This window comes from Polaribacter sp. Hel_I_88, from assembly GCF_000687935.1.
Taxonomy (GTDB): domain Bacteria; phylum Bacteroidota; class Bacteroidia; order Flavobacteriales; family Flavobacteriaceae; genus Polaribacter.
Genome location: NZ_JHZZ01000001.1, coordinates 3,777,043 through 3,800,862 on the forward strand (window position 1 = coordinate 3,777,043; position 23,820 = coordinate 3,800,862).

Annotated in this window: 26 protein-coding genes; 16 read left to right on the top strand and 10 right to left on the bottom strand. The window is 29.2% G+C overall.

The window, feature by feature from the left end; all coding sequences use genetic code 11:
* The first annotated feature begins 105 nt into the window (after positions 1-105).
* From P161_RS0116880 to P161_RS0116900, 5 genes are all read left to right on the top strand, one after another.
* Positions 106-525: a nucleoside-diphosphate kinase gene (locus tag P161_RS0116880; RefSeq protein ID WP_026778067.1), complete on the top strand. Its 420-nt coding sequence runs from the start codon at positions 106-108 to the stop codon at positions 523-525.
* A 98-nt stretch (positions 526-623) separates the two neighbouring features.
* Positions 624-1,928, top strand: a complete 1,305-nt coding sequence (locus P161_RS0116885) for an Ig-like domain-containing protein (protein ID WP_026778068.1) — start codon at positions 624-626, stop codon at positions 1,926-1,928.
* A gap of 164 nt (positions 1,929-2,092) precedes the next feature.
* The gene (locus P161_RS0116890; RefSeq protein WP_026778069.1) at positions 2,093-3,703 is read left to right on the top strand and encodes a DUF4435 domain-containing protein; all 1,611 of its coding nucleotides are present in this window, start codon (positions 2,093-2,095) and stop codon (positions 3,701-3,703) included.
* A 130-nt stretch (positions 3,704-3,833) separates the two neighbouring features.
* Complete coding sequence (locus P161_RS0116895) at positions 3,834-4,658, top strand: hypothetical protein (RefSeq protein WP_026778070.1); 825 nt, start codon at positions 3,834-3,836, stop codon at positions 4,656-4,658.
* Between the two features lie 295 nt (positions 4,659-4,953).
* Entirely contained in the window at positions 4,954-5,544 is a 591-nt protein-coding gene (locus P161_RS0116900; protein WP_155810495.1) for a hypothetical protein, read from the top strand.
* A 97-nt stretch (positions 5,545-5,641) separates the two neighbouring features.
* Here the strand turns inward: P161_RS0116900 and P161_RS0116905 are convergent, their stop codons facing one another.
* Together P161_RS0116905 and P161_RS0116910 are read right to left on the bottom strand one after the other, a co-directional pair.
* Positions 5,642-5,938 (bottom strand): DUF721 domain-containing protein, encoded by a 297-nt coding sequence (locus P161_RS0116905; RefSeq protein ID WP_026778072.1) that lies wholly within the window; start codon positions 5,936-5,938, stop codon positions 5,642-5,644.
* A gap of 108 nt (positions 5,939-6,046) precedes the next feature.
* Positions 6,047-7,126, bottom strand: a complete 1,080-nt coding sequence (locus P161_RS0116910; RefSeq protein WP_026778073.1) for a DNA replication/repair protein RecF — start codon at positions 7,124-7,126, stop codon at positions 6,047-6,049.
* Between the two features lie 115 nt (positions 7,127-7,241).
* Between P161_RS0116910 and P161_RS0116915 the strand changes: the two genes are divergently transcribed.
* The 7 genes from P161_RS0116915 to P161_RS0116945 all read left to right on the top strand — a co-directional run bounded on the left by P161_RS0116915 (position 7,242) and on the right by P161_RS0116945 (position 13,584).
* A complete protein-coding gene (locus P161_RS0116915; protein ID WP_026778074.1) occupies positions 7,242-8,009 on the top strand; it encodes a tol-pal system YbgF family protein in 768 nt (255 codons plus the stop codon).
* Between the two features lie 72 nt (positions 8,010-8,081).
* Complete coding sequence (ribH, locus tag P161_RS0116920; RefSeq protein WP_026778075.1) at positions 8,082-8,588, top strand: 6,7-dimethyl-8-ribityllumazine synthase; 507 nt, start codon at positions 8,082-8,084, stop codon at positions 8,586-8,588.
* Positions 8,589-8,875: 287 nt separating this feature from the next.
* Entirely contained in the window at positions 8,876-9,172 is a 297-nt protein-coding gene (locus tag P161_RS0116925) for a hypothetical protein (protein ID WP_026778076.1), read from the top strand.
* Positions 9,172-10,986, top strand: coding sequence for a DNA mismatch repair endonuclease MutL (mutL, locus tag P161_RS0116930; RefSeq protein ID WP_026778077.1), 1,815 nt, complete (start codon positions 9,172-9,174; stop codon positions 10,984-10,986). The genes P161_RS0116925 and mutL overlap by 1 nt, the downstream gene beginning before the upstream one ends.
* 2 nt (positions 10,987-10,988) lie before the next feature.
* Positions 10,989-11,699 (top strand): rhomboid family intramembrane serine protease, encoded by a 711-nt coding sequence (locus P161_RS0116935; RefSeq protein ID WP_026778078.1) that lies wholly within the window; start codon positions 10,989-10,991, stop codon positions 11,697-11,699.
* Positions 11,700-12,551, top strand: a complete 852-nt coding sequence (locus P161_RS0116940; protein WP_026778079.1) for a rhomboid family intramembrane serine protease — start codon at positions 11,700-11,702, stop codon at positions 12,549-12,551. It abuts the gene before it with no gap.
* Positions 12,552-12,678: 127 nt separating this feature from the next.
* Complete coding sequence (locus tag P161_RS0116945; RefSeq protein WP_231494760.1) at positions 12,679-13,584, top strand: endonuclease/exonuclease/phosphatase family protein; 906 nt, start codon at positions 12,679-12,681, stop codon at positions 13,582-13,584.
* Positions 13,585-13,610: 26 nt separating this feature from the next.
* Here the strand turns inward: P161_RS0116945 and P161_RS0116950 are convergent, their stop codons facing one another.
* From P161_RS0116950 to P161_RS0116960, 3 genes are read right to left on the bottom strand one after another with little or no spacing between them, the layout of a single operon-like run.
* Positions 13,611-14,783 carry an NAD(P)/FAD-dependent oxidoreductase gene (locus P161_RS0116950; protein ID WP_197026362.1) on the bottom strand — a complete coding sequence of 391 codons (1,173 nt, stop codon included), beginning with the start codon at positions 14,781-14,783 and terminating at the stop codon, positions 13,611-13,613.
* Positions 14,784-14,812: 29 nt separating this feature from the next.
* Positions 14,813-15,136 carry an antibiotic biosynthesis monooxygenase gene (locus tag P161_RS0116955; protein ID WP_026778082.1) on the bottom strand — a complete coding sequence of 108 codons (324 nt, stop codon included), beginning with the start codon at positions 15,134-15,136 and terminating at the stop codon, positions 14,813-14,815.
* The gene (locus P161_RS0116960; RefSeq protein ID WP_026778083.1) at positions 15,133-15,630 is read right to left on the bottom strand and encodes a GNAT family N-acetyltransferase; all 498 of its coding nucleotides are present in this window, start codon (positions 15,628-15,630) and stop codon (positions 15,133-15,135) included. The genes P161_RS0116955 and P161_RS0116960 overlap by 4 nt, the downstream gene beginning before the upstream one ends.
* A gap of 127 nt (positions 15,631-15,757) precedes the next feature.
* Here P161_RS0116960 and mtaB point away from each other — a divergent pair, with 127 nt between their 5' ends.
* The 3 genes from mtaB to P161_RS0116975 all read left to right on the top strand — a co-directional run bounded on the left by mtaB (position 15,758) and on the right by P161_RS0116975 (position 18,778).
* On the top strand, positions 15,758-17,092 hold the full coding sequence (gene mtaB / locus P161_RS0116965) for a tRNA (N(6)-L-threonylcarbamoyladenosine(37)-C(2))-methylthiotransferase MtaB (RefSeq protein WP_026778084.1): 1,335 nt from the start codon (positions 15,758-15,760) through the stop codon (positions 17,090-17,092).
* 97 nt (positions 17,093-17,189) lie between these two features.
* The gene (locus P161_RS0116970) at positions 17,190-17,825 is read left to right on the top strand and encodes an alpha/beta hydrolase (RefSeq protein ID WP_231494761.1); all 636 of its coding nucleotides are present in this window, start codon (positions 17,190-17,192) and stop codon (positions 17,823-17,825) included.
* Between the two features lie 44 nt (positions 17,826-17,869).
* Positions 17,870-18,778, top strand: coding sequence for a lytic transglycosylase domain-containing protein (locus tag P161_RS0116975; RefSeq protein WP_026778086.1), 909 nt, complete (start codon positions 17,870-17,872; stop codon positions 18,776-18,778).
* Between the two features lie 3 nt (positions 18,779-18,781).
* On the opposite strand, the gene P161_RS0116980 is transcribed toward P161_RS0116975, so the two are convergent.
* From P161_RS0116980 to P161_RS0117000, 5 genes are all read right to left on the bottom strand, one after another.
* Positions 18,782-18,982, bottom strand: coding sequence for a YwbE family protein (locus tag P161_RS0116980; RefSeq protein WP_368086214.1), 201 nt, complete (start codon positions 18,980-18,982; stop codon positions 18,782-18,784).
* An 86-nt stretch (positions 18,983-19,068) separates the two neighbouring features.
* Positions 19,069-19,260: a cold-shock protein gene (locus P161_RS0116985; protein ID WP_026778088.1), complete on the bottom strand. Its 192-nt coding sequence runs from the start codon at positions 19,258-19,260 to the stop codon at positions 19,069-19,071.
* 116 nt (positions 19,261-19,376) lie between these two features.
* Positions 19,377-20,318 (bottom strand): nitronate monooxygenase family protein, encoded by a 942-nt coding sequence (locus P161_RS0116990; protein WP_026778089.1) that lies wholly within the window; start codon positions 20,316-20,318, stop codon positions 19,377-19,379.
* 8 nt (positions 20,319-20,326) lie between these two features.
* Positions 20,327-21,514, bottom strand: coding sequence for a tRNA 2-thiouridine(34) synthase MnmA (gene mnmA / locus P161_RS0116995; protein WP_026778090.1), 1,188 nt, complete (start codon positions 21,512-21,514; stop codon positions 20,327-20,329).
* A gap of 411 nt (positions 21,515-21,925) precedes the next feature.
* Positions 21,926-22,579: a toxin-antitoxin system YwqK family antitoxin gene (locus P161_RS0117000; protein WP_231494762.1), complete on the bottom strand. Its 654-nt coding sequence runs from the start codon at positions 22,577-22,579 to the stop codon at positions 21,926-21,928.
* 87 nt (positions 22,580-22,666) lie between these two features.
* Here P161_RS0117000 and P161_RS0117005 point away from each other — a divergent pair, with 87 nt between their 5' ends.
* Positions 22,667-23,254: a hypothetical protein gene (locus P161_RS0117005; protein ID WP_026778092.1), complete on the top strand. Its 588-nt coding sequence runs from the start codon at positions 22,667-22,669 to the stop codon at positions 23,252-23,254.
* The last annotated feature ends 566 nt before the right edge of the window (positions 23,255-23,820 follow it).

Consider the following 23,820-nt stretch of genomic DNA (forward strand, 5'->3'; position numbering starts at 1 on the left):
GAATATACAATTTAATTAAAAATTTTATGTAATTTTGCACCCGTTTTTATGATATGTTTAAATGTCGTAAATTTAATATAAAAGCTTAACTAAAAGTAAAGAAAAATGGCAACAAATAGAACATTTACAATGCTAAAACCAGATGCTGTAGAAAACGGACATACTGGAGCAATCTTAGAAAAAATGAATGCTGCAGGGTTTAGAATTGTAGCGTTAAAGAAAACTCAAATGACCAAAGCAGATGCAGAAACTTTTTATGCAGTGCATAATGAGCGTCCGTTTTTTGGTGAGTTAGTAGAGTTTATGACAAGAGGACCAATTGTAGCTGCAATTTTAGAAAAAGAAAATGCAGTAGAAGATTTTAGAACCTTAATTGGTGCTACAAATCCTGCTGATGCTGCAGAAGGTACTATCAGAAAATTATACGCAACTTCTATGGGAGAAAATGCTGTACATGGTTCTGATTCTGACGAAAATGCAGAAATTGAAGGAAACTTTCATTTTTCTGGAAGAGAGCAGTTTTAAGACTCAATTCTTCTAAAAATTTATAAAACTCGTAACTTTATTGTTGCGAGTTTTTTTATGCAATATAATTTTAGATATCTTTGATAAAATTCAAATTAATGAAACATTTCCTTATACTTTTCTTCTCATCGCTTTTATTTTTTAATTGTGATAAAACACCTGAAGCTCAGCAAAAAATTATCAATACAGATATTAAAAATTTCTGGAAAGCTTACGACCATATTTTGGCTGTAAATGATAGCACTTTGCAACTTAAATATTTAGAAGAATACTTTTTAGACAAAGCTACAGAAGGCCAACAAGGAATGATAAGAGCCAGAAACTATGCCCCTAAAGAATACTTGAACGCCATTAAAAGCTATCCTAGATTTTGGAATTCTATAAGAAAAAACACTTTAAATACAGCACAATTTGATGTGCAAATAAGAGCTGGAATTGAAAATTTGAAAGAATTATATCCTGATTTAAAACCTGCAACCATTTATTATACGATGGGTGTTTTTAGATCTCCAGGAACTGGTTTTAACGACTTGGCTTTAATTGGTTCTGAGTTTGCTTTGGGTGATAAATATACTGTTACAGAGGAGTTTCCTGAAAACCTGAACTATGTTAAGAATTATTATACTATAAATCCGCCAGCATTTCTAGATTTTTTGAATATTCACGAATATGTGCACACACAACAAAACCCAGCTTTAGACAATACCTTATCGCAAAGTTTATATGAGGGAATTGCAGATTTTATTGCCACAAACGTAACCAACAAAAAACCTCCTTTTAAATATCATAACTTCGGATTAAAAAATGAAGCTAAACTAAAAACAGCTTTTGAAAACGAACTGTTTAACATCCGAAAAATGGGTGATTGGATGTGGAACGAAAACAATCAATTTAAAACAAGAGATTTAATTTATTTTATAGGCGCAAGAATTGCAGAAGCCAATTTTAACAAAGCTTCTGATAAAAATGCAGCGATTAAAGAAATGATTGAATTGGATTATAATAATGATACTGAGATTGAGGAATATGTAAATAGTTCAGGTTATTTCTCTAAAACTTTAAAAGATTTAGAACAACAATTTGAAGAAAGCAGACCCACTGTAACAGCGATCAATCAGTTTGAAAATGGAAGCCAAAATGTGCCTGCTGCTTTAACTGAAATTACACTTTCTTTCTCTGAAAAAATGGATAGCAATATAAAATCGACTGGTTTTGGAACCTTAGGCAAAAATGGTTTTCCTGAAGTTTCAAGCATCGATTTTGCAGAAGATGGACTTTCTATTACCTATAAAGTAAGCTTAAAACCGAATAAAAGATACCAAATTTTATTAGAAAATGGCTACAGAACAGAAAATGAAATCCCTTTACAACCTTTTTTAATTGATTTTAAAACTGGGAAATAGTTTAGTTTGTTTTTCACATCATTAAAACGTACATTTAAAATTATTTATATTAATTATCTTTAAATTGATAACAGTAACTAAAAATATTTTATCACGTTAAATTTACGGGATATGTGTAATAAAAGTTACTATATAACGAGTTATGTGGCATTTGAACAAAAACTATGAAAATAACATTACCAACTAAAAAGGGAAATCCAAATACTAACCCTGAAATTGAATTTGAACAAATTGTAGTCATTGGTGCAAACGGTTCAGGAAAGACAAGATTTGGTTCAAATATTGAAGAAAGATATAATAACAAAACACACAGAATATCAGCTCAAAAATCTTTATCACTACCCAATTATGTTGGTACCAAATCTAAAGAAGTTGCTTATTCCGAATTCAGATATGGAGGTTGGAATGCAGACAATCCAGAATGGAACCGAAATCACGGTTGGAAAAACCAACGATGGAGTAATAATTTAAATACATCTTTATTAAATGATTACGATAAGCTTATGGTTCTATTACATACCGAAGAATATGAGCAATCGTTACTTTATAAGGAAACTGGAGGTGTAAAACCAAACACTAAACTTGATAGAATTCAATCAATTTTTGAAGCTGTCCTACCTCATAGGAAAATCATAAAAAAAGCTGGTGTAATAGAAACTTATCCAACAAACGGACAAATATCAGATGCTTATAACGCTTCCGAAATGAGTGACGGAGAAAGAGTAATTTTTTATATGGTTGGAGAAGTAATATGTTCAATAGAAAATGCCATTATCGTAATAGACGAACCCGAAATGCATATTCACAAGTCTTTAATTAAAAAATTATTTGATTTAATTGAAAACGAAAGACAAGATTGCGTATTTGTTTATTTAACACACGATATAGATTTTGCTTTTACAAGACAAAATGCTACTAAAATTTGGGCAAAATCCTACGAAGGAAATTCTATTTGGGATTATGAATTATTAGACGAGAATATGCCTATTCCAGAACAACTATACTTGGATGTTTTGGGAAGTAGAAAACCCGTAATTTTTATCGAAGGTGACCAAAGTAGTATTGATTATCAGTTATATGAGCAAGTTTTTTATGAAAACACACTAAAACCATTAGGAAGCTGTGACAAAGTAATACAAACAGTTAAGGCATTTAACGAACAAAATAGTTTTCATCATATTGAATCTAATGGTATTATTGACAGAGATAGACGGCAAAACGATGATATTATTAGATTAAATTCTAAACAAGTTTGGGTACTTGACGTTGCAGAAGCGGAAAACCTACTCTTGATTGAAACAGTTGTCAAATCAATAGCATCACATATGGGAGAAAATCCTGTACAAGTTTTTGACCAAGTAAAACAAAACGTAATAGATTTTTTTTCATCTCAAATAGAAAATCAGATTCTTATCCATTTTCAAGAACAATTGAGACGAGAGATGATTAATGCTTCGAGTTTCAGTAAAAAAGAAATAGGCACTGTAATAACTGAAATTGACACATCTTACTCAAATATTGACAAGCAAAATATTTTTGATAAAATCAAGACCGAATTTGAGGAAATTTTAAATAATTCGGATTATGAAGGTATACTACGAGTATTCAACCTTAAAAATGCAATCATTCCTGAATCAAAAGTCTGTTCTTTAATTAAATTAAACAATAGAGAATCATATTTGAAATTGGTTATTACACTACTAAAAAAACGTAATACAATAAGTGAGGAAATAGCAAATGATATTGAAAGTAAAATAATAAAAAACGCCACATAACACCGTATATAAGCTATGGCTTGGTCTGTCCATATTTGGAAAATCTACGGATTTCCCAAAGTTAGTTTATATTTGGAGAGGTCTGTGCCAAAACACGCCACAGCTCATATACAAACACGTTGGCACAAATATGAAAAAACAATTCCTGATAATAATTACTTTATTAATTTCAACTTTTACCTTTGCTTGTAGTTGTGAAATTCCAAAACCAATTCTTGAATTTAAATCAGCCGACTATGTTTTTAAGGGAAAAGTCGTATCTAAAGTTTATGCAATCGATTCTTTAAATTATACAGTAACATTTGAGGTTTTTGAACACTATAAAAAGGGGAAAAAACCAAAAAGGTTGGAATTTACTTTTTCATCTGAAGGAGAATATACAGGAGAATTTACATCTTGTGACTGGCACGTAAACAAAAATGAAAAATGGCTTGTTTATGCCTACTATTCGAATAAGAAACTAACTTTTAGTTATTATTGTTCAAACTCTAAACGAATAGATAATTGGAATATTTCAAAAAATGAACAACGAATTTTAGATTACGGAAATTCATTTAAGTTAGAAAATTACATTTATCAATTTGAAAGCGGATTTAATATTACAAAGCCAATTGCAAATATTGATTCTATTTTTAAAAACGGGAAAATTAAGAATTATACAAATCCATACACTTGGCTAGAATTATTTATAGATAAAAAAGGAAATCTTAATTTTGTTACAGCAGGTTTGAATTATGAGTTTAAAGCTGATTCAATTTATAACTTGAAGACAGAGTTTAAAATAAAATTAAAAAAGCAAGTGACTGAATTCGAAAAAGATGCAATGGAATTAATAAGAAAAATGCCAAAATGGGAAATAAAAAGGCATATAAAAAGTAATATTCCTGTATCACAAATTTGTCATTTAATAATTCAATTTGACAAAGAAAAAAAAGAATGGAGTTACGAATTATAAAATACTTGTGCCAACACCATATATAATTTATTGCTAGCTTTTTGCTTACTTACGAAAATCCTCGCGTATTTTCTTTGTCCTTAATTATTTAGTAAATTTATTGCTAAACCACGCAACTAACCTTGCACAAAACCGCTAGCAAATATTTATGAAAAAAACGATTATAATAATTATAATTATTCTAGGGAATTTTATTTCTTTTAAATCATATTCTCAAAATACTAGTTATATAATAACTTCGTCAAATGATACAATTAACATAAGTAGATTTGATATTTTGAACAGAAGTATAAAAGTGAAAATTAATAAAAAGAAAAAAAAATATAATTATAAAGATATAATTGCAATATATGACTTTAAGAAAAAAATGTTTCTTGAAAAAATAACTCCAAAAAATGTAGAGTATAAAGACTCTTATGGAGAAACCTTCTTTGCTGAAAGACTAACAAATGGAAAAATATTGATTTACAAATATTTAACAAATAGATCTCACTCTCATCTATCAGCTCCTAACGCTGAAAAAAAAATAAATTATATTGAAGGAAATAATCCAAAAGGGAGTAATATTACTGTTCCATTTGTAAAAAGAGGTAATACTGACAGATTTGGACGTAGCTCATCTATTGGAAAAACCTATTCTTCTGGAAGTAGTAGAAGTTTTTTTTCTTATTATATAGGAATTAAAGGTTTTAAACAAAAATTACTATGCTATAATGAGATACAGATGACAAAAAATACACACAAAATATTAAACTCATATTTAAAAGATAACAATATTATACGTTTGGCACTTGAAGACCTTTTCTTTTCTGAAGAAGAAGTTAAAGAAAGTTCAATAATTGAATTAGTTAATAAATATAATGAACAGATGCCAAAAAGGAAATAACATTAGCCAACATCCCAATATGATAAATAAAAATTCTAAGAATAAGATTTATAAATTCTTAAAAATTTGAGAACATTTTTAATTTTTTCTATCATTTTTACACCAGCATCAGTTTACCAATAACTTCTTCTCCTAATTCTTCGTTCATCATTTTTATAATTTTTTCTTTTCCATAACTTAACTCTTCTCTTAAAACAGAAGATTTTAACTGAATAATTAGCGTTTTATTATTCAACCTAACAGAAGTTGTGTGTGTTGCTACTCCTGGTCCCATCATTTTAAACCAAGTTTCTTCTACCTTAATTTTTTGCATCCCTTTACTCAAGTTATTTTCCTTGATAAAGTTTTTCATTAAATCTTCTATCGAAAAAGAATCGTTTTCTCTTTTTGCCATACTTTGGGTTTTAAGGTTTAAAGTTTAAAGTTTAAAGTTTAAAAATATTGATTTTCAATTCAAAACTCTGAACTCTGAACTCTGAACTCTGAACTCTGAACTCTGAACTTAAAGCTTAAAAATCTGATATTCTTTAGTTCCTTGTTTTAAAATATTTTCAGTTCTATCTGCATGTGTATCTGTAATAAAAATCTGTCCAAACTCATCATTATTTACCAAATCAATAATTTGCGAAACTCTATTTTCATCTAACTTATCAAAAATATCATCTAATAATAAAATAGGTAAAACATTTGATTGTTGTTTGATAAACTCGAACTGCGCCAATTTTAACGCTATTAAATACGATTTTTGCTGACCTTGAGAACCAAACTTTTTAATAGGATATTCGCCAATCTCAAAACTTAAATCGTCTTTATGAATTCCTGAAGTGGTGTATTGTAGAATTTTATCTTTTTCTAGTGATTTTTTCAGTAAATCTGTCATTTCAAAATCATGCAACTGACTTTTATAGTTTAAGTTCACTTGTTCTTTATCACCAGAAATTATTTGATATTTTTCATTAAAAATCGGTATAAATTGTTCTAAAAAATCTTTCCTAACCTTATAAATACGAGTTCCATATTCAGAAAGTTGTTCATTATATACACTCAAATTTAAAGCATCAAAAGTTCGATTGGCTGCAAAATATTTTAACAATGCATTTCTTTGAGAAAGTACTTTGCTGTAAGAAATTAAATCTTGTAAATACGTTTTATTTTGTTGAGAAATTACACCATCAATAAATTTTCTTCTGGTATCACTGCCTTCTGTAACCAAATCTCTATCTGCTGGAGAAATGATCACCAAAGGAAACTGACCAATATGTTCTGAAAACTTACTATAGGCTTTGTCATTTCTCTTTAAAACTTTCTTCTGACCTTTTTTTAAACTGCAAACAATTTTTTCATTTCTATCATTTAAAAGATAATCTCCTTCAATCATAAAAAAACTTTCTCCATGCTTTATATTCTGAATTGCGACAGCATTAAAGTAACTTTTTGTAAAAGAAAGGTAATAAATGGCATCTAAAACATTGGTTTTACCAACACCATTAAACCCAACAAAACAATTTATTTTCTCTTGAAAATCAAACGTTTGCAAGGCAATATTTTTAAAATTAACTACTGAAATTTTTTGTAAATACATGAATTTAAAACAAGATTGAAAATGAATTGCAAATTATTGAAAATTTAGCGAATTATAGGCTTTTAAAATCCAATTAAAAAAACTATTTTTGTCGCCACTAATTTTTAAGGAAATAATGGCAACATACAAGAAAAAATACAAACCAGAAGGTAAAAAAGAAGAACAAACTGCACAAGAAATGGAAAGCACAACAGCTGAGGTTTTTAACACTTTAGATGAAACTGCTTCTAAATCTGAACAATGGATTGAGAAAAACAGTAAAGTTTTATTTGGTAGTTTGGTAGCAATTGTTTTGGTTTTTGTAGGCTATTTAGCATATAATAATTTTGTTGTTGAACCTAATGAATTAGAAGCTTCTAACGAATTGGCGTTTCCAAGAAAATATTTTGATGAAGCTGCAACTGCTGGTTCAGGTATCGATTCTTTATTAACGTTAGGTTTAGAAGGTGCAGATGGTAGATATGGTTTTTTAGATATTGCAGATGTTTATAGTGGAACTGATGCAGGAAACTTAGCAAATTATTACGCTGGTGTTTCTTACTTACAAATGAAAAACTACGAAAAAGCAATTGAATATTTAGAAAAATTTAATTCTGACGACGAAATGTTAGGTCCAGTTTCTTTAGGTGCTATTGGTGATGCTTTTTCTGACATCAATCAACAAGAGGATGCTTTAGAATACTATGAGAAAGCAGCAAATAAAAAAACAAACGAATTTACGACACCATTATTTTTATACAAAGCAGGACAAACTGCAATGCTATTAGAAAAATATGGTAAAGCAGAAGAATTATTCTCGAAGATAAAAGAAAACTACCCAACATCTGACCAAGGTAAAGATGTGGAGAAATTTATCAACGCAGCAAAATATGCTAAAAAATAAATTATGAGTTAAGAGTTATGAATTAAGAGTAAAAACTCTGAACTCTGTGCTCTAAACTCTGAACTTGAATATATGGCAACAACAGATTTATCTTATTACGATAAAGCAACAATCCCAAATGCGAAGTTTTTTCGATTTGGGATTGTTGTTTCAGAATGGAATCCTGAAATTACACAAAACCTAAAAAAAGGCGCAATTGAGACTTTGTTAGATTGTGGAGCAACCAAAGAAAACATTATTTCTTGGGATGTTCCTGGAAGTTTTGAATTGGTTTACGGTTGTAAAAAAATGATTCAATCTCAAAAACTAGATGCAATTATTGCGATTGGCAATGTAATTCAAGGGGAAACAAAACATTTCGATTTTGTTTGTGAAGGTGTTACACAAGGCATCATCGATTTAAATGTTAAGTTTGATGTTCCCGTAATTTTCTGTGTTTTAACAGACAATACAAAACAGCAATCTTTAGACAGATCTGGAGGAAGTTTAGGTAACAAAGGCATTGAATGTGCTGTTGCAGCCGTTAAAATGGCAGCTATTAAAAACTTAGATAGATCTTCTGGAAGTGTTGGTTTTTAAGGTAAAGAAAACCTAAAAAAACACCAAGAAAAATAATATTGAGTTAATTTGTCATTTCGCCTTTAGGAGAAATCTCATAAATCTCTCAATTTTGTGTTCGCTATTTTATGTGATTTCTCCTTCGTCGAAAAGACAAAACTGAAAGTGAAATAGATTAAGGAACATTGTATTTTTAAGAATACTTTTAACATCATTTCTTGATGTATTCCTTTTATTTATTTAATTTTGAGTTCAGAAATTTTGGTCTGAATTTTGATTGATACCTAGTCTAATTTAAAATTAATATTATGTTTGGAAATGCTTTTAAAACAAGATCATACAATGTTTTTGATTATAAACCTAGGTACTATAATGAGAGAAAAGAAAGAATTAAAAAGCTTGAAGAAAAATACGCTAAAAATAGAGCGTTAGGAATTGATGAAAATTTATCTCGTGTAGATTTTTCACCTAACAATTTAAGAAAAGCTTGGAAAAGAAGTAAATCTCCAATATCTAATCGTAAATCAACATTAAGACTAGCTGTAATTATCACAATTCTTGTAGGTATTGCTGCTTATATTTTAGACTTTCATACATTATTTTAATGTCAGATATTATTCAACTTTTACCAGACCATGTAGCCAACCAAATTGCTGCTGGAGAAGTCGTGCAAAGACCAGCTTCTGTGGTAAAGGAATTGTTAGAAAACGCTATTGATGCTGGTGCCACAAGTATAAAACTGCTTTTAAAAGACGCAGGTAAAACTTTAATTCAAGTTATTGATGATGGCAAAGGAATGAGTGCCACAGATGCTAGAATGTGTTTTGAAAGGCATGCAACTTCAAAAATTAAAAAAGCAGAAGATTTATTTAATTTATGCACCAAAGGTTTTCGAGGCGAAGCTTTAGCATCGATTGCAGCAATTGCGCATGTTGAATTAAAAACCAAACAAGAAAACGAAGAATTAGGAACTTGCCTAAAAATTGAAGGTAGTAAAGTAATTTCGCAAGATTTTATTTCTACTTCTCCAGGTGCAAGTATTGCTGTAAAAAACTTATTTTACAACATTCCTGCTCGTAGAAATTTCCTAAAGTCAGACACTGTAGAAACCAGACATATTATAGACGAATTTCAAAGAGTTGCTTTGGCACATCCTGCAATTTCGTTTTTAATGCACCACAATAACAACGAAGTTTATCATTTAAAAGAAGGCAATTTAAGACAGCGAATTGTAGCTGTTTTCGGCGCTAAAATGAATGAAAAACTAGTTCCCATAAACGAACAAACTGATATTTTAACCATTCAAGGTTTTGTGGCAAAACCAGAGTTTTCAAAGAGAAAAAGAGGTGAACAATTCTTTTTTGTGAATGATAGATTTATAAAAAGTTCGTATTTAAATCATGCAGTTGCCAATGCTTTTGATGGTTTGCTGGAACATGGTTCACATCCCTCCTATTTTTTGTATTTAGAGGTGCCTGCAAGTTCAATCGATATCAATATTCATCCTACAAAAACAGAAATTAAGTTTGATAATGAAAAGGCCTTATATGCCATGCTAAGAGCGACTGTAAAACACAGTTTAGGGCAATACAATGTTGCTCCTGTTTTAGATTTTAACAGAGATGCTAATTTAGATACTTCTTATCATCAAACTAAAAATATTGTAAAGGGTTCCACACCAAAAATTACAGTGGATCCGGATTTTAATCCTTTTAAAGAAGCTAAACAAAAAGAAATTACATTTCCATACAAAAGAGAACAAAACACGCAAAGTTGGGAATCATTATATACTTCTGTTGCTATTACTGATGAAGAAAAGCAAGAGGAGTTATTTAATCATCAGCAGGAAATAAAAACACAAAAAACGTTTCAAATTCAGCGTAAATATGTGTTGAGTTTGATAAAATCTGGTGTGGTTTTAATCAACCAATCTTTGGCTCATCAACGTATTTTGTATGAAGAATTTTTAGAAAGCATTACTGTAAAAGAAGCGAATAGTCAGCAATTATTATTTCCTGTAAAAATATCTTTTTCATCACAAGAAATAGAAATGATTTACACCATTAAAACCGAATTAGAGAATGCTGGTTTTTCTTTTGATGAATTTACAAAAGACAGTGTTACCATCAAAGGAATTCCTGTTTCTGTTACCGAAAGTAAAATCACTATTATTTTAGAAGAGTTACTAAATGATATAAATTTAGAAGTACCAGACAGCAGTTTTAGTCATTTTGATGTGATGGCTAAATCTTTTGCAAAAACATTATCTATAAAAACAGGAACGCAACTTTCTGAAAAAGAGCAAGAAAGCTTGGTAAATAATTTGTTTTCTTGTAAAGAACCTACTATTTCTCCTTTTGGAAAATCAACATTTAAAACGTTGACGTTAAACGAAATAGACACTATTTTTAATCGCTAAAAATGAATAATAAACTAACAGGTGTCATAAAACATCTTATCATTATAAACGTAATTGTATTTCTTGTTCCGCAATTATTACAATTAGATTTAACCAATATGTTGGCACTGCATTTTCCAGAAAATGAAAATTTTGGTTTTTGGCAATATGTAACGCACATGTTTATGCACGGAAGTTTTCCACACATTTTATTTAACATGTATGGTTTGTGGGCTTTTGGAACTCCTTTAGAACAAATGTGGGGAAAAAATAAATTTATATTTTTCTACTTTTCTGCTGGAATTGGAGCTGGACTTATTTATACTTTAGTTAATTATTATCAGTTTAATAGTGCATTTGAAAAACTATTGGAATTAGGCTCAACAAAATCAGAAATAATGGAGCTAATGAATCCTACTTTAGTTTATCAAAATGAATATTTACAAACAGTAAATTCATTATACACAACTCCAGCAGTTGGAGCATCTGGAGCAGTGTATGGAGTTTTAGTGGCTTTTGGTTTGTATTTTAAAGATGCAAAATTAGCATTGATATTTTTCCCAGTGCCAATTGCCGCAAAATATTTTATTCCTGTAATGATTTTAGGTGATTTATTCTTTGGAATGACAAAATATTCTGTGGGTAATATTGCACACTTTGCGCATATTGGAGGTGCACTTATTGGTTTTATCATCGCTTATTATTGGAAAAGAAATCATTTTAAATCGATATAAATGAGTTTTGTAGACGACATAAAAAGAAGATATATTTCTGGAAATATAGTTGAAAAACTAATCATTATAAATATTGCTGTTTTTATTTTAGCTTTGTTAATGAGCGTATTTTCTGGTCTTTATAATAACGAAGCTAGTTTTATTACTACGTGGTTTTCTTTAGACGATGATTACAGCTCTCTCTTTACAAAACCTTGGTCTATAGTTTCTTACGGATTTTTACATGCAGGTTTTATTCATATCTTATTCAATTTAATTGCTTTATATTTTATTGGGAATCTCTTTTTAGAATATTTTACACAGAAACAATTATTAAGTTTTTATTTAATTGGTACTTTTTTTGGAGGCGTTTTATACCTGGTAAGTCAAAATTATTTTCCGCTTTTTGAAGGAAGAAATTCTTATTTAGTAGGAGCTTCTGCAGGAGTTTCTGCGATTTTTATAGGTATTGCAACTTACATTCCAAATTATCAACTTAAAATACGTTTTATAGGTTTTGTAAAATTGTGGCATTTAGCTGCAATTTGGATTGGCTTGGATATTATTGGTTTAGTTGGCACAAATGCAGGTGGAAGTTTCGCACATTTAGGAGGCGCTTTATTCGGTTTTTTATATGTTCGAAAAGCAAGTAATAAAGATATTAAACTATTTGACACTCTTGGAAATCTATTTAAAAAGAAAGAAAAACCTTTAAAAACGGTTTACAAATCGAAAGAAAAAAAGCAAAAAACTTCAAATACAAATTTAAATCAACAACAAATTGATGCAATTTTGGATAAGATTAGCAAATCTGGTTATGACACATTAACAGCATCAGAAAAAGAATTTTTATTTAAACAAGGCAAAAAATAGTTCCTAACCAACTTCCCCAACTGTGAAAAAGTTATCATTTATAAATAAAATTATTTATATTCTTAATTCGTTGTTCGCAACGTTTTTATTGTTGTCTTATCTTTTGCCTTTTGTATCTCCAAACACAATGCCGAGTTTTGCAATTCTGAGTTTGTTAGTGCCTATTTTAATCTGTGTTAATATAATTTTTTTAGTGTATTGGCTCATCAACCTAAAAAAACAGTTGCTTTTATCAACTATAATTTTAGTGATTGGTTGGTTTTTTACACCTCCATTTTATAAACTTACAGAAAATACATCGTCTTTAAATGATGATTTAAAAGTGATGACCTATAATGTAAGAATGTTTAACCATTGGAAATGGATTGATGATGAAACTATCCCTAAAAAAATTAATGCTTTTATTGAAGATAAATCACCTGATATTTTATTATTTCAAGAATACTACAGTTTAGAGAAACAACAGTTTTCATATCCTTACAAATACATAAAAACAAAAAACGAAAATGCAAAAATTGGCTTGGCTATTTACTCTAAATTTCCAATAATAAATTCAGGTTCTTTACAGTTAGAAAACACATCAAACAATATTATTTTTGCAGATATTCTCAAGAAAAAAGATACTATTAGAGTTTACAACTTGCACTTACAATCTTTACAATTAAGACCTGATGAAGAAAATTTTGGAGAAGCAGATTCAGAAAAATTACTAGCAAGATTAAGAGATGGTTTTAAACAACAAGCTTTACAAACTGAAGTTTTTTTAGCGCATGAAAAAGGTTGGAAAGGTAAAAAAATTGTTGCTGGCGATTTCAATAACACTTCTTATTCTTGGGTGTATAATCAAATTTCAGAAGATAAAAAAGATGCTTTTATTGAAGCTGGTAAAGGATTTGGAAAAACATTTAATTATTGGTTTCCTATGAGGATCGATTTTATTTTAACGGATGAAAATGCAATCATTAATACATTCCATTCTTTTTCAGAAAAAAATTCAGACCACTTTCCTATTCTTGCTAAAATAAATTGGTAAACTCCAAATAACTAAGCTTATAATAACTATTTATAACTTCTTTTCTTCATTAATGCTTGACTTTTACTTTCTATGGTAGATTTTAATAAGCTAGCCAAATAATAAAAAGGCTTTTTAAAATTCGCAAATCGTAATGAATAATGACTAAATTTTAATAATTTATGAAATTCATTTTTTATTTCTTCCTCATAATTCCTTAGAAAATTTTCACTAAAATTATTTTGAAGTAAACACTTTTCTATATTTTTTGCAGCAATAATTCCAGACATCATTCCTGTACCAATACCTTCTTTGTAAAACGCATTAGACAAACCTGCTGCATCTCCTACCAACAAATAACGATCTCCCACAATTTTTTGAGTACCAAAATGAAACGGAATCGTCCAACCTCGCCAAGAACCAACTTTGGTTGCTCCTAAAAATTTATCCTTTACTTTATTATGGGTTTTTATAATATGTTCTATCTCTTCAACTAAATTGATTTGATGCTTTTTAATTTGATCAGACCTACCACCTAAACTTACGTTAACATGACCATCAGCCAATGGAAAAACATAAAAAAATAAGAGAACATTTTTATAAATTAACCTGACTTCTGCATCGTTTTTTAATGGTAAATTTTTAACATCTTTAAAATATGCACAAACAAACGTGGACATTAATTTACTGTTTGGCTTATTTTTCGCTAATTTTCTAGCCACAATAGATTGTGCTCCATCTGCACCAACAATAACCTTCGATAAAATTTCCTTTCCATTTTTTAGCGTAAGAAAAACACCATTTTCTCTATTTTCGATTGTTTTAACAGCACTTCCGAAATTTTTGTGAGCATACTTTTCAGACAAATGATTCACTAAAAAATCATCAAAATCGATTCTTTTAGCATAAGAAATCACCATATTTCTATCGTTACTTTCTTTAAAATTCACTCGGAAATTATCTGCTATATGTAACTGAATATTCTTGCTATGTATAAATTTAGGATTTTTTAAAAAGTTTTGAAATAAATTTCCACCTAAAAGCTCCATAGACTTATAGGCGTATAAAATTAAGCCATCACCACAAGTTTTATCTCTTGGAAATACTGCTTTGTCAATAATATAATGATGAATTTTTAAATTGGACAACATCATAGATGTTGCAGCACCTGCAGGACCTGCTCCAATAATACACACAGCTGTTTTTTCAATAGTTTGCATAGTCATCACAAATATATAAAAGAAAAATTCTAAATCTTCTTTTCAAATCCATATTCAAGTTCAACTTTACAAATACGCAATTGGTATTTTTTATACCATTTTTCTCTACCTAAGTTTCTAATTTCTGTATGTTCAATATTATTTTTCCAGGCAGTAATATCCTCTAAAGATTGCCAATAAGAAACTGTAATCCCTAACTCACTTCTTGCAGATTCAATTCCTAAAAATCCTTTTTGAAGTTTTGCTAAAGCTTCCATTCTTTTGGCTGTTTCTCTATAGTTTTCTTGATTATCAGTCAGTATTGTGGTAAAAATAACAGCATAATAGGGCGTTTTTAAATTATCAACAATCATAATTCTAATTCGTATTTTGTTTCTAGTAATTGTAAACCTTCACTTATAAATTTCTTGACAATTTTAAAGTCTAATTTTTCTAAAATCTTGACAGAAGCTTTATTTTCATCAACAACATAGCCCACTAACTTTTTAAATTTTAATTGTTTACAATATGCAATAGTTCCTTTGCAAACCTCAAAACCATAGCCATTTCCCCAATATTTTTCTAAAAATCGATACCCTATTTCATCATCAATTCCATCTTTTACCAAGGCTAAAGTGCCTATAAATTTTTTATCGGATTTTCTTTCAATAGCATAAATCCAAAAATCGTTATAAGTTTTTTGGTATCGTTCTATTAAATCTAACAACTCTATTTTATTTTCAGAAAGATTTTTAACTTCTCCAGTTGCATATTTTAAAACATTTTGATTACTTTCTAGCTGATGAAAAGGTGCTAAATCGTCTAAAATCAGTTTTCTAATAAGTAGTCTTTCCGTCTCAAAAATCATGAATAATGTTGTAAATTTGCGGAATCAAAATATTATTTCAGTAAGTCTAAAGTTTTTATAAAAAATTTAAAAACTAAAACGAATTAATAGAATTATAAAACCTCGATGATCGAGTAAAAGTACAAGAATGATTGCAGATAAAAAAGTAGCTTTTTATACATTAGGTTGCAAATTAAACTTTTCTGAAACCTCTACAATAGCACGTAATTTTGTAAACGAAGGTTTTGAACGTGTTGATTTTAATGAGGAAGCAGATATTTACGTAATAAATACCTGTTCTGTTACAGATAATGCTGACAAACGTTTTAAAGCCATTGTAAAAAATGCCTTAAAGAAAAACGACGAAGCTTTTTTAATTGCTGTAGGTTGTTATGCACAATTAAAACCTGAAGAATTAGCGGCTGTTGATGGTGTAGATTTGGTTTTAGGTGCTACTGAAAAATTTAATGTTACTTCTTACATTAACGATTTAACTAAAAATAACGTTGGTGAAGTGCATTCTTGTGAAATTGGTGATGCCGATTTTTATGTAGGTTCTTATTCTATTGGCGATAGAACTCGTGCCTTTTTAAAAGTACAAGATGGTTGTGATTATAAATGTACGTATTGCACAATTCCTTTAGCTCGTGGAATTTCTAGAAGCGATACTTTAGAAAATGTGATTGAAAATGCCAAGGAAATAGCATCCAAAGGAATTAAAGAAATTGTTTTGACAGGTGTGAATATTGGCGATTATGGAAAAGGTGAATTTGGCAATAAAAAACACCAACATACTTTTTTAGATTTGGTAAAAAAACTAGATACTGTAAATGATATTCATCGTTTGCGAATTTCATCAATAGAACCTAATTTACTAAAGGATGAAACGATTGAATTTGTTTCTGAATCTGAAACTTTTGTGCCTCATTTTCATATTCCTTTACAGTCTGGAAGTGATGCCTTGCTTAAGAAAATGAAACGCAGATATTTGCGTAAAACCTATACCAATAGAGTTGCAAGAATTAAAGAAGTAATGCCAAATGCTTGTATTGGTGTTGATATTATTGTTGGTTTTCCTGGTGAAACAGATGAATTATTTTTAGAAACCTACAATTATCTAAACGAATTAGATATTTCTTATTTACACGTGTTTACCTATTCTGAAAGACCCAATACTGAAGCTGTAAATTTAGGTGGTGTCGTTCCTAAAAAAACACGTGCAAAACGTAGTAAAATGCTGCGTGGTTTATCAGCTAAAAAAAGACGTTCTTTTTATGAAAGTCAATTAGGGAATTCCTTGACTGTTTTATTCGAAAATGAGAATAAAGAAGGGTACATCAATGGATTTACAGAAAATTACGTAAAAGTAAAAACTCCTTGGAATCCTGAACTTGTAAACAAATTGCACAAAATAACTTTAACTGAAATTGATGACGATGGTTTGGTTAGATTTGATTTTGTAAAAGATGCAATTGCCATATAACTTGGCATTAATTTTGAGCTAAAAATAATTAATAATTTACGTATAAATTATTACAAAAACCTACATTGATTACATGTCGAAAACTCCCATATATTTTATGCCAGGATTAGCTGCTGGCCCAGAAATTTTTTACAATTTAACATTGGATCCAGCAATTTACGAGTTTCATTATTTAACCTGGAAAAAACCTTTGGCTTTAGAAGAAAGTATTGCTAATTACGCCATGAGAATGACAGAAGAAATTCATCATGAAAACCCTGTTTTAGTAGGCGTTTCTTTTGGCGGAATTATTGTACAAGAAATGAGTAAGTTTATTGATGTTAAAAAAATTATTATTATTTCTAGCGTAAAATCAACAGGAGAACTTCCAAAAAGGTTTAAAATAGCCAGTAAAAGTAAAATCTACAAATTATTTCCTACGCAAATTGTAACGAATTTTGAAAGTTATGCAAAATATTTTGTTGGAAAATCATTAGAAAAGAAAGCAAAGATTTACAAGAAATATCTTTCTGTTAGAGGGAAAACCTATATAAAATGGTCTATTCATAATGCAATTAATTGGAGACAAGAAAAACCGATCGAAGGAATTGTGCATATTCATGGAGAAAAAGACGAAATATTTCCTATTAAAAGTATTAAAAATTGCATCAGAATTAAAAATGGAAACCATTCTATGATTATTTTAAAAGCTAAAGAAATAACAAAAATAATTCACGAAAATTTAACTTGTTAAAGCTATTTCTTATGCGTACTTTTATTGTGTAAAATTAAACTATCATGAATAAATCATTCAGAATTATATCTCTTTTAAGCGTTGTTTCAATTACTATTTTATTTATAAATGCCATGAATAAAGATGAAGTAAAAGTTGAGCCAGCTTCAAACACACATAAAAGCTACAAAATAAAATCTTTGACATTGCCTACAAATTTAAATTTGGCTGGTGAGCGAGTTCCTGTAGAAATACCTGATGTTAAAGAAAGAATGGAAAGGGAATTGTTGGTAAATACCTATTGGCAATCTAATGGTTTATTACTTTTAAAAAGAGCAAATAGATATTTTCCAATTTTAGAACCTTTATTAAAAAAATATGGTTTGCCAGACGATTTTAAGTTTTTAGCCTTGGCTGAAAGTGGTTTTACGGATGAAACCTCTAATGTTGGTGCAGCAGGAATGTGGCATTTTATGAAAGGAACAGGGAAAGAATATGGTTTGGAAATTAACGATAATGTTGATGAACGATATGATATTGAAAAATCTACAAAAGTAGCTGCTGAATACTTAAGAAGCTCTTTTGAACGTTTTAATTCTTGGACTTTGGCAGCAGCTGCCTACAATGCTGGTAACTATGGGGTTTCTAGAAGATTAGAAGCACAAGAAGTTACCAATTATTATGATGCTAAATTACCAGATGAAACTGAACGTTATGTGTTTAGAATTTTGGCATTGAAAGAAATTATAAACAATCCAGAAAAGTATGGTTTTGTTTTTAATAAAGAAGATTTATATACTTCTCAAAAAACAACAACTGTAAAAGTTGATACAGCTATTACAAATATTACTGCTTTTGCCAAAAGATATGGTATGAATTATAAAGAGTTTAAAATTCTTAATCCTTGGTTAAGAGAGCATCACTTAAACAATAAAAGTAGAAAAATGTACGAAATTAAAATTCCTGTAAAGTAGTTTTTATACAATAACATTTTTAACTCTACCTACCAAACCAGATTCTAATTGTACTTTTATTCCATAAGGGTGTTGTATAGATTTTGTTAATATTTTAGCAACAACACCTTTCGTTAATTCGCCACTTCTTTGATGTGGTTTCTGAACAATTTCTACAAACAAACCTATTTTAATGTTTTCTCTTTTTCTACCATCAATAATCATAACTTAAATTTTTATAAAAATAAAAAAAGCCTCGCAATTTTGCGAGGCTTTTAGATAAAAATTTAACTAGTGTAATAAAATATATATTATAATACTCTTACGTTTACTGCGTTTAATCCTTTTCTTCCATCTTGTAAGTCAAATTCAACTTCATCGTTTTCACGAATTTCATCGATTAATCCTGACACATGTACAAAATGTTCTTTGTTTGATCCTTCTTCAGTGATAAATCCAAATCCTTTAGATTCATTGAAAAATTTTACGGTACCTTTATTCATTATAAAAAAATTATTGTGTTGTTAAATTAAGTCCTAACAACGTTTTATTAAAGTGCAAATATAATGCCAATAAAAATATAAAACGATAAAAACTTTAAATTATTTATAAAAAACTTTTAAAAACTGTTTTTCAACGCTTTAACCTCATTAAATTCGTTTACAATTTCGTCTAAAACATCCTTAGCTGATTTTATTTCGTGGATTAAACCTGCTATTTGCCCAATTTCAAGTTCTCCATTCTCTAAATCACCCTCAAACATTCCTTTTTTGGCTCTTGCTCTTCCTAATAATTCTATTAATTTCTCTTTCGTTGGATTTTGCAAATACAATTCCTGAATTTCTTGATAAAATTTATTCTTTACCAATCTTACTGGCGCTAATTCTTTCAAGGTTACATGTGTATCTCCATCTTTTACATCAACAATTGTATTTTTAAAGTTGATGTGAGCAGAAGATTCTAAAGTGGCAGCAAACCTACTTCCTATTTGAACAGCATCTGCTCCTAAAACCATTGCTGCTAACATTCCTCTTCCTGAACCAATTCCTCCAGCTGCAATTACAGGAATTTTAACCTGTTCTTTAACCATTGGTATTAAAGTGAAGGTTGTAGTTTCTTCACGTCCATTATGTCCTCCAGCTTCAAAACCTTCGCAAACTACTGCATCTACACCAGCTGCCTCTGCTTTTAAAGCGAATTTTACAGAGCTTACAACATGTACCACTGTAATTCCTTTTTCTTTTAAGAAGGATGTCCAAGTTTTTGGATTTCCAGCAGAAGTGAACACGATTTTCACTCCTTCATCAACAATAATATTCATGATTTCCTCAATTTGAGGATATAACATTGGCACATTTACACCAAAAGGCTTGTCTGTTGCTTTTTTACATTTTTGAATATGTTCTCTTAAAACTTCAGGATACATAGATCCAGCTCCAACTAAACCCAAACCACCAGCATTCGAAACCGCTGAAGCTAATTTATAACCTGAAACCCAAATCATTCCTCCTTGAACAATTGGATATTTTATATTGAATAATTCTGTGATTTTATTTGTCATATCTAGATTTATGAAATTACTCCTGAACCTAACAATTCTTCGTTTTTATACCAAGCTACAAATTGCCCTTCTTGAATTGCAGATTGTTTGTTTTCAAACTCTACATACAAACCACTTTCAACTTTGTACAAAGTCGCTTTTTCTAAAATTTGTCTATATCTAATTCTTGCTTCAACTTCCATAGTCTCTCCAACTTTTAAAGTTAAATCTTCACGAATCCAATGGATTTCATCATTAGAAACAAACAATACATTTCTATATAAACCTGAATGATTTTTTCCTTCTCCAGTGTAAATTATATTTTTAGTTACATCAGTTTCAATAACATATAAAGCTTCTTTTGTACCACCAACATCCAAACCTTTACGTTGTCCTTTTGTAAAATAATGTGCTCCTTGATGTTTCCCTACTACTTTTCCATCTTCTTTTTGATACGAAAACTTCTTGGCAAAATATTTTAATTCAGCCTCCTTATTTTCAAAAGTTGGAGTTTCTTTTACATACTCAGAAAAATCTGAAGGAATTGTTACAATAACACCTTCTTTTGGTTGTAATTTTTGTTGCAAAAATTCTGGTAATCTTACTTTACCAATAAAACACAAACCTTGCGAATCTTTCTTTTCAGCTGTAATTAAATCGGCTTCTTTAGCAATTTCTCTTACTTCTGGCTTTGTTAATTCACCAATTGGAAACAATGCTTTTGCCAATTGTTGCTGAGAAAGTTGACATAAAAAATACGATTGATCTTTGTTAGTATCTTTTCCACCCAATAATTTATAAACGGGCTTTCCGTTGATAATTTCCTCGCCTTTTCTACAATAATGACCTGTTGCCACATAATCTGCACCTAATTTTAAAGCGATATCCATAAAAACATCAAACTTAATTTCTCTGTTGCATAAAACATCAGGATTTGGTGTTCTTCCTTTGGAATATTCATCAAACATATAATCTACAATGCGTTCTTTGTATTGTTCACTTAAATCTACTACTTGAAAAGGAATCCCTAATTTTTCTGCAACAATCATGGCATCATTAGAATCCTCTAACCAAGGACATTCATTAGAAATTGTCACAGAATCATCGTGCCAATTTTTCATAAAAAGTCCTATAACTTCAAAACCTAGTTCTTTTAATAAATGCGCTGTAACACTAGAATCTACTCCACCTGAAAGCCCAACAACTACTCGTTTCATTTTTTATTTTTGAGAGTGCAAAGTTACGAAAATTGAGTGGAAATATTTAGGTACAGATATTATGGATTTTACAAAACTTTTGACACGAATTTCACGAATTTTCGCTGATTATTGTGAGTAAATATCTCAAGGATTTTCGCTAATTATTGTGAAAATAAAATATGGAAAATAGAGACACGAATTACTCAAATTTCATAGATTTAAAAAAATTGTAAAAATGTTACACCTAAAATATTACACAAAGATGCACAGAGAAAAAAAAACGGAGATTCACAGAGATATTTGAAAAAAAATTACATTTTAACCATTTTTTTTTTAAATAATATTAAAACTTACCTTAAACTTAAACTTGCTAAATTTCCCCTGAGTTTATATTGAGCGAAGTCGAAATAGGGAATTAAAAGGGGCTTTCTAATTCTTTCTAGTAAACGTTTTTTTCTTATTCATCTCCTCATCAGAAGCAACTTCACCATCAATATAATATTCCCATTTACCAACTCTTTTTCCGTTTTCATAAACGCCAGTTTCTTTTAAAAGTCCTGTAAGTTCAAAGAATTTAGCAACGCCATTGGGTTTTCCGTTTTTATACGTTACTACTTCAATTAAAATTCCATTACTAGAATATTTTTGAGATTCACCGTTTTTTAAACCGTTTTTATATTCAGTAATTTCAGCAGGTTTTCCATTTGGATAATAGTTAAATAATTTTCCTTCCAATTTTCCATCAACATACATTTCTTTTGACATGATTTTACCATCAGGAAAAAAATATTCCCACTTCCCTATTCTTTTTCTATTTTCCATAAAACCTTTGCTTTGTAAAACACCTTTCAAAGTAAAAAACTCTACCAAAACTTGGTTATTATTAGATGAATAGGTTTTAATTGTAGTTGGATTTCTAGAATCTGTAATATCATAAAACTTAAAAACACCAATTTCTTTTCCGTTTAAAAATTCGCCTGTATATCGAATTCTTTTATTTGGATAATATTTTGTCCAAACACCGGTTCTTTTATAATTTTCATCAAATTGATTGATTTTTTGCGCGTTTGTAATTTCACTCATAAAAAAACAAGCAAAAAAGGAACAAACAAAAAAGAGTCTTTTTATATTTAACATTTCAATAGAATTTTAAACAAATATACATTAATAGTGCCAGAATCAAATTTACAATTCGTAACAAACCAGCTTTATAATTTAGGGAATGCTGGTAAAGAAAACCGACAACGAGTTGCAAATATTGTGTTGGAAAATCAACTTTTAATGAAAGATTTGGTTACCATCACTTTTAAAGTTGATGATAAAATATCTATAAAAGCTGCTTGGATTTTAGAATGGATTTGCACTCATCATCATTTAGATTGGATGATTCCTTATTTAGAGGAGTTTTCATCAAAAATAAACACCTTAAAATATGATAGTGCTATAAGACCTTGTGCTAAAATTTGCGAACATTTAGCAAATGCTTTTTACACATCCAAAGAAAATGATATCCAAAAAAACTTGAAAAATACTCAGATTGATAACATAATTTCTTGTGGTTTTGACTGGTTAATTACTCCTCAAAAAATTGCTGTGAGAGCTTATACAATGAATACTTTATATCTTTTTGGATTAAAGAAAGATTGGATTCACCCTGAATTAAAACACCTTATTGAAACTAAAATTATTCATGAAAGTAAAGGTTGTAAAGCTCGTGGAAAACAGATATTAGAATTGATTGCAAAACGCAGAAAGTAGACACGAATTTTCTATTTTCTCGAATAATATTTTGACACGAATTACACAGATTTACACAGATGAATTTTACACAATCTAATCAGTGAAAATCCGTGAAATCTGTGTCACTCTTTTCATCAGGTTTGATTTTATGAAATTCGTATCTAAAAAAAATAATTTGATTGTAGAGTTTCTTAGATTCTAGATTTTAATTAAAAATTTTTTACTTTTTTTTGCCACGAATTCACGAATTAAAAAAAATATCATTGAAAATGGAATTTCACTAATTTTAAATCCTTTGGATTTTTTGAGTTTAGAGAACATCTCCAAACTAAAAAGAAAAAATTCGTGAATTTGTGGCATTAGAACTTTTATTTTTTATCATATGTTTTTTTTGCGGAATTCGTGAAATTAGTGTCTAGAAAAAGATAATTCGATTCTAAATTTTAATTAAAATTTCTGATTTTTTTGCCACGAATTCACGAATTAAAGAAAATCATCCTTGAAAATAGGATTTCACCAATTTTAAATCCTTTGGATTTTAAATTTATAAAATTAAAATTTGATTTAAAGAAAAATTCGTGAAT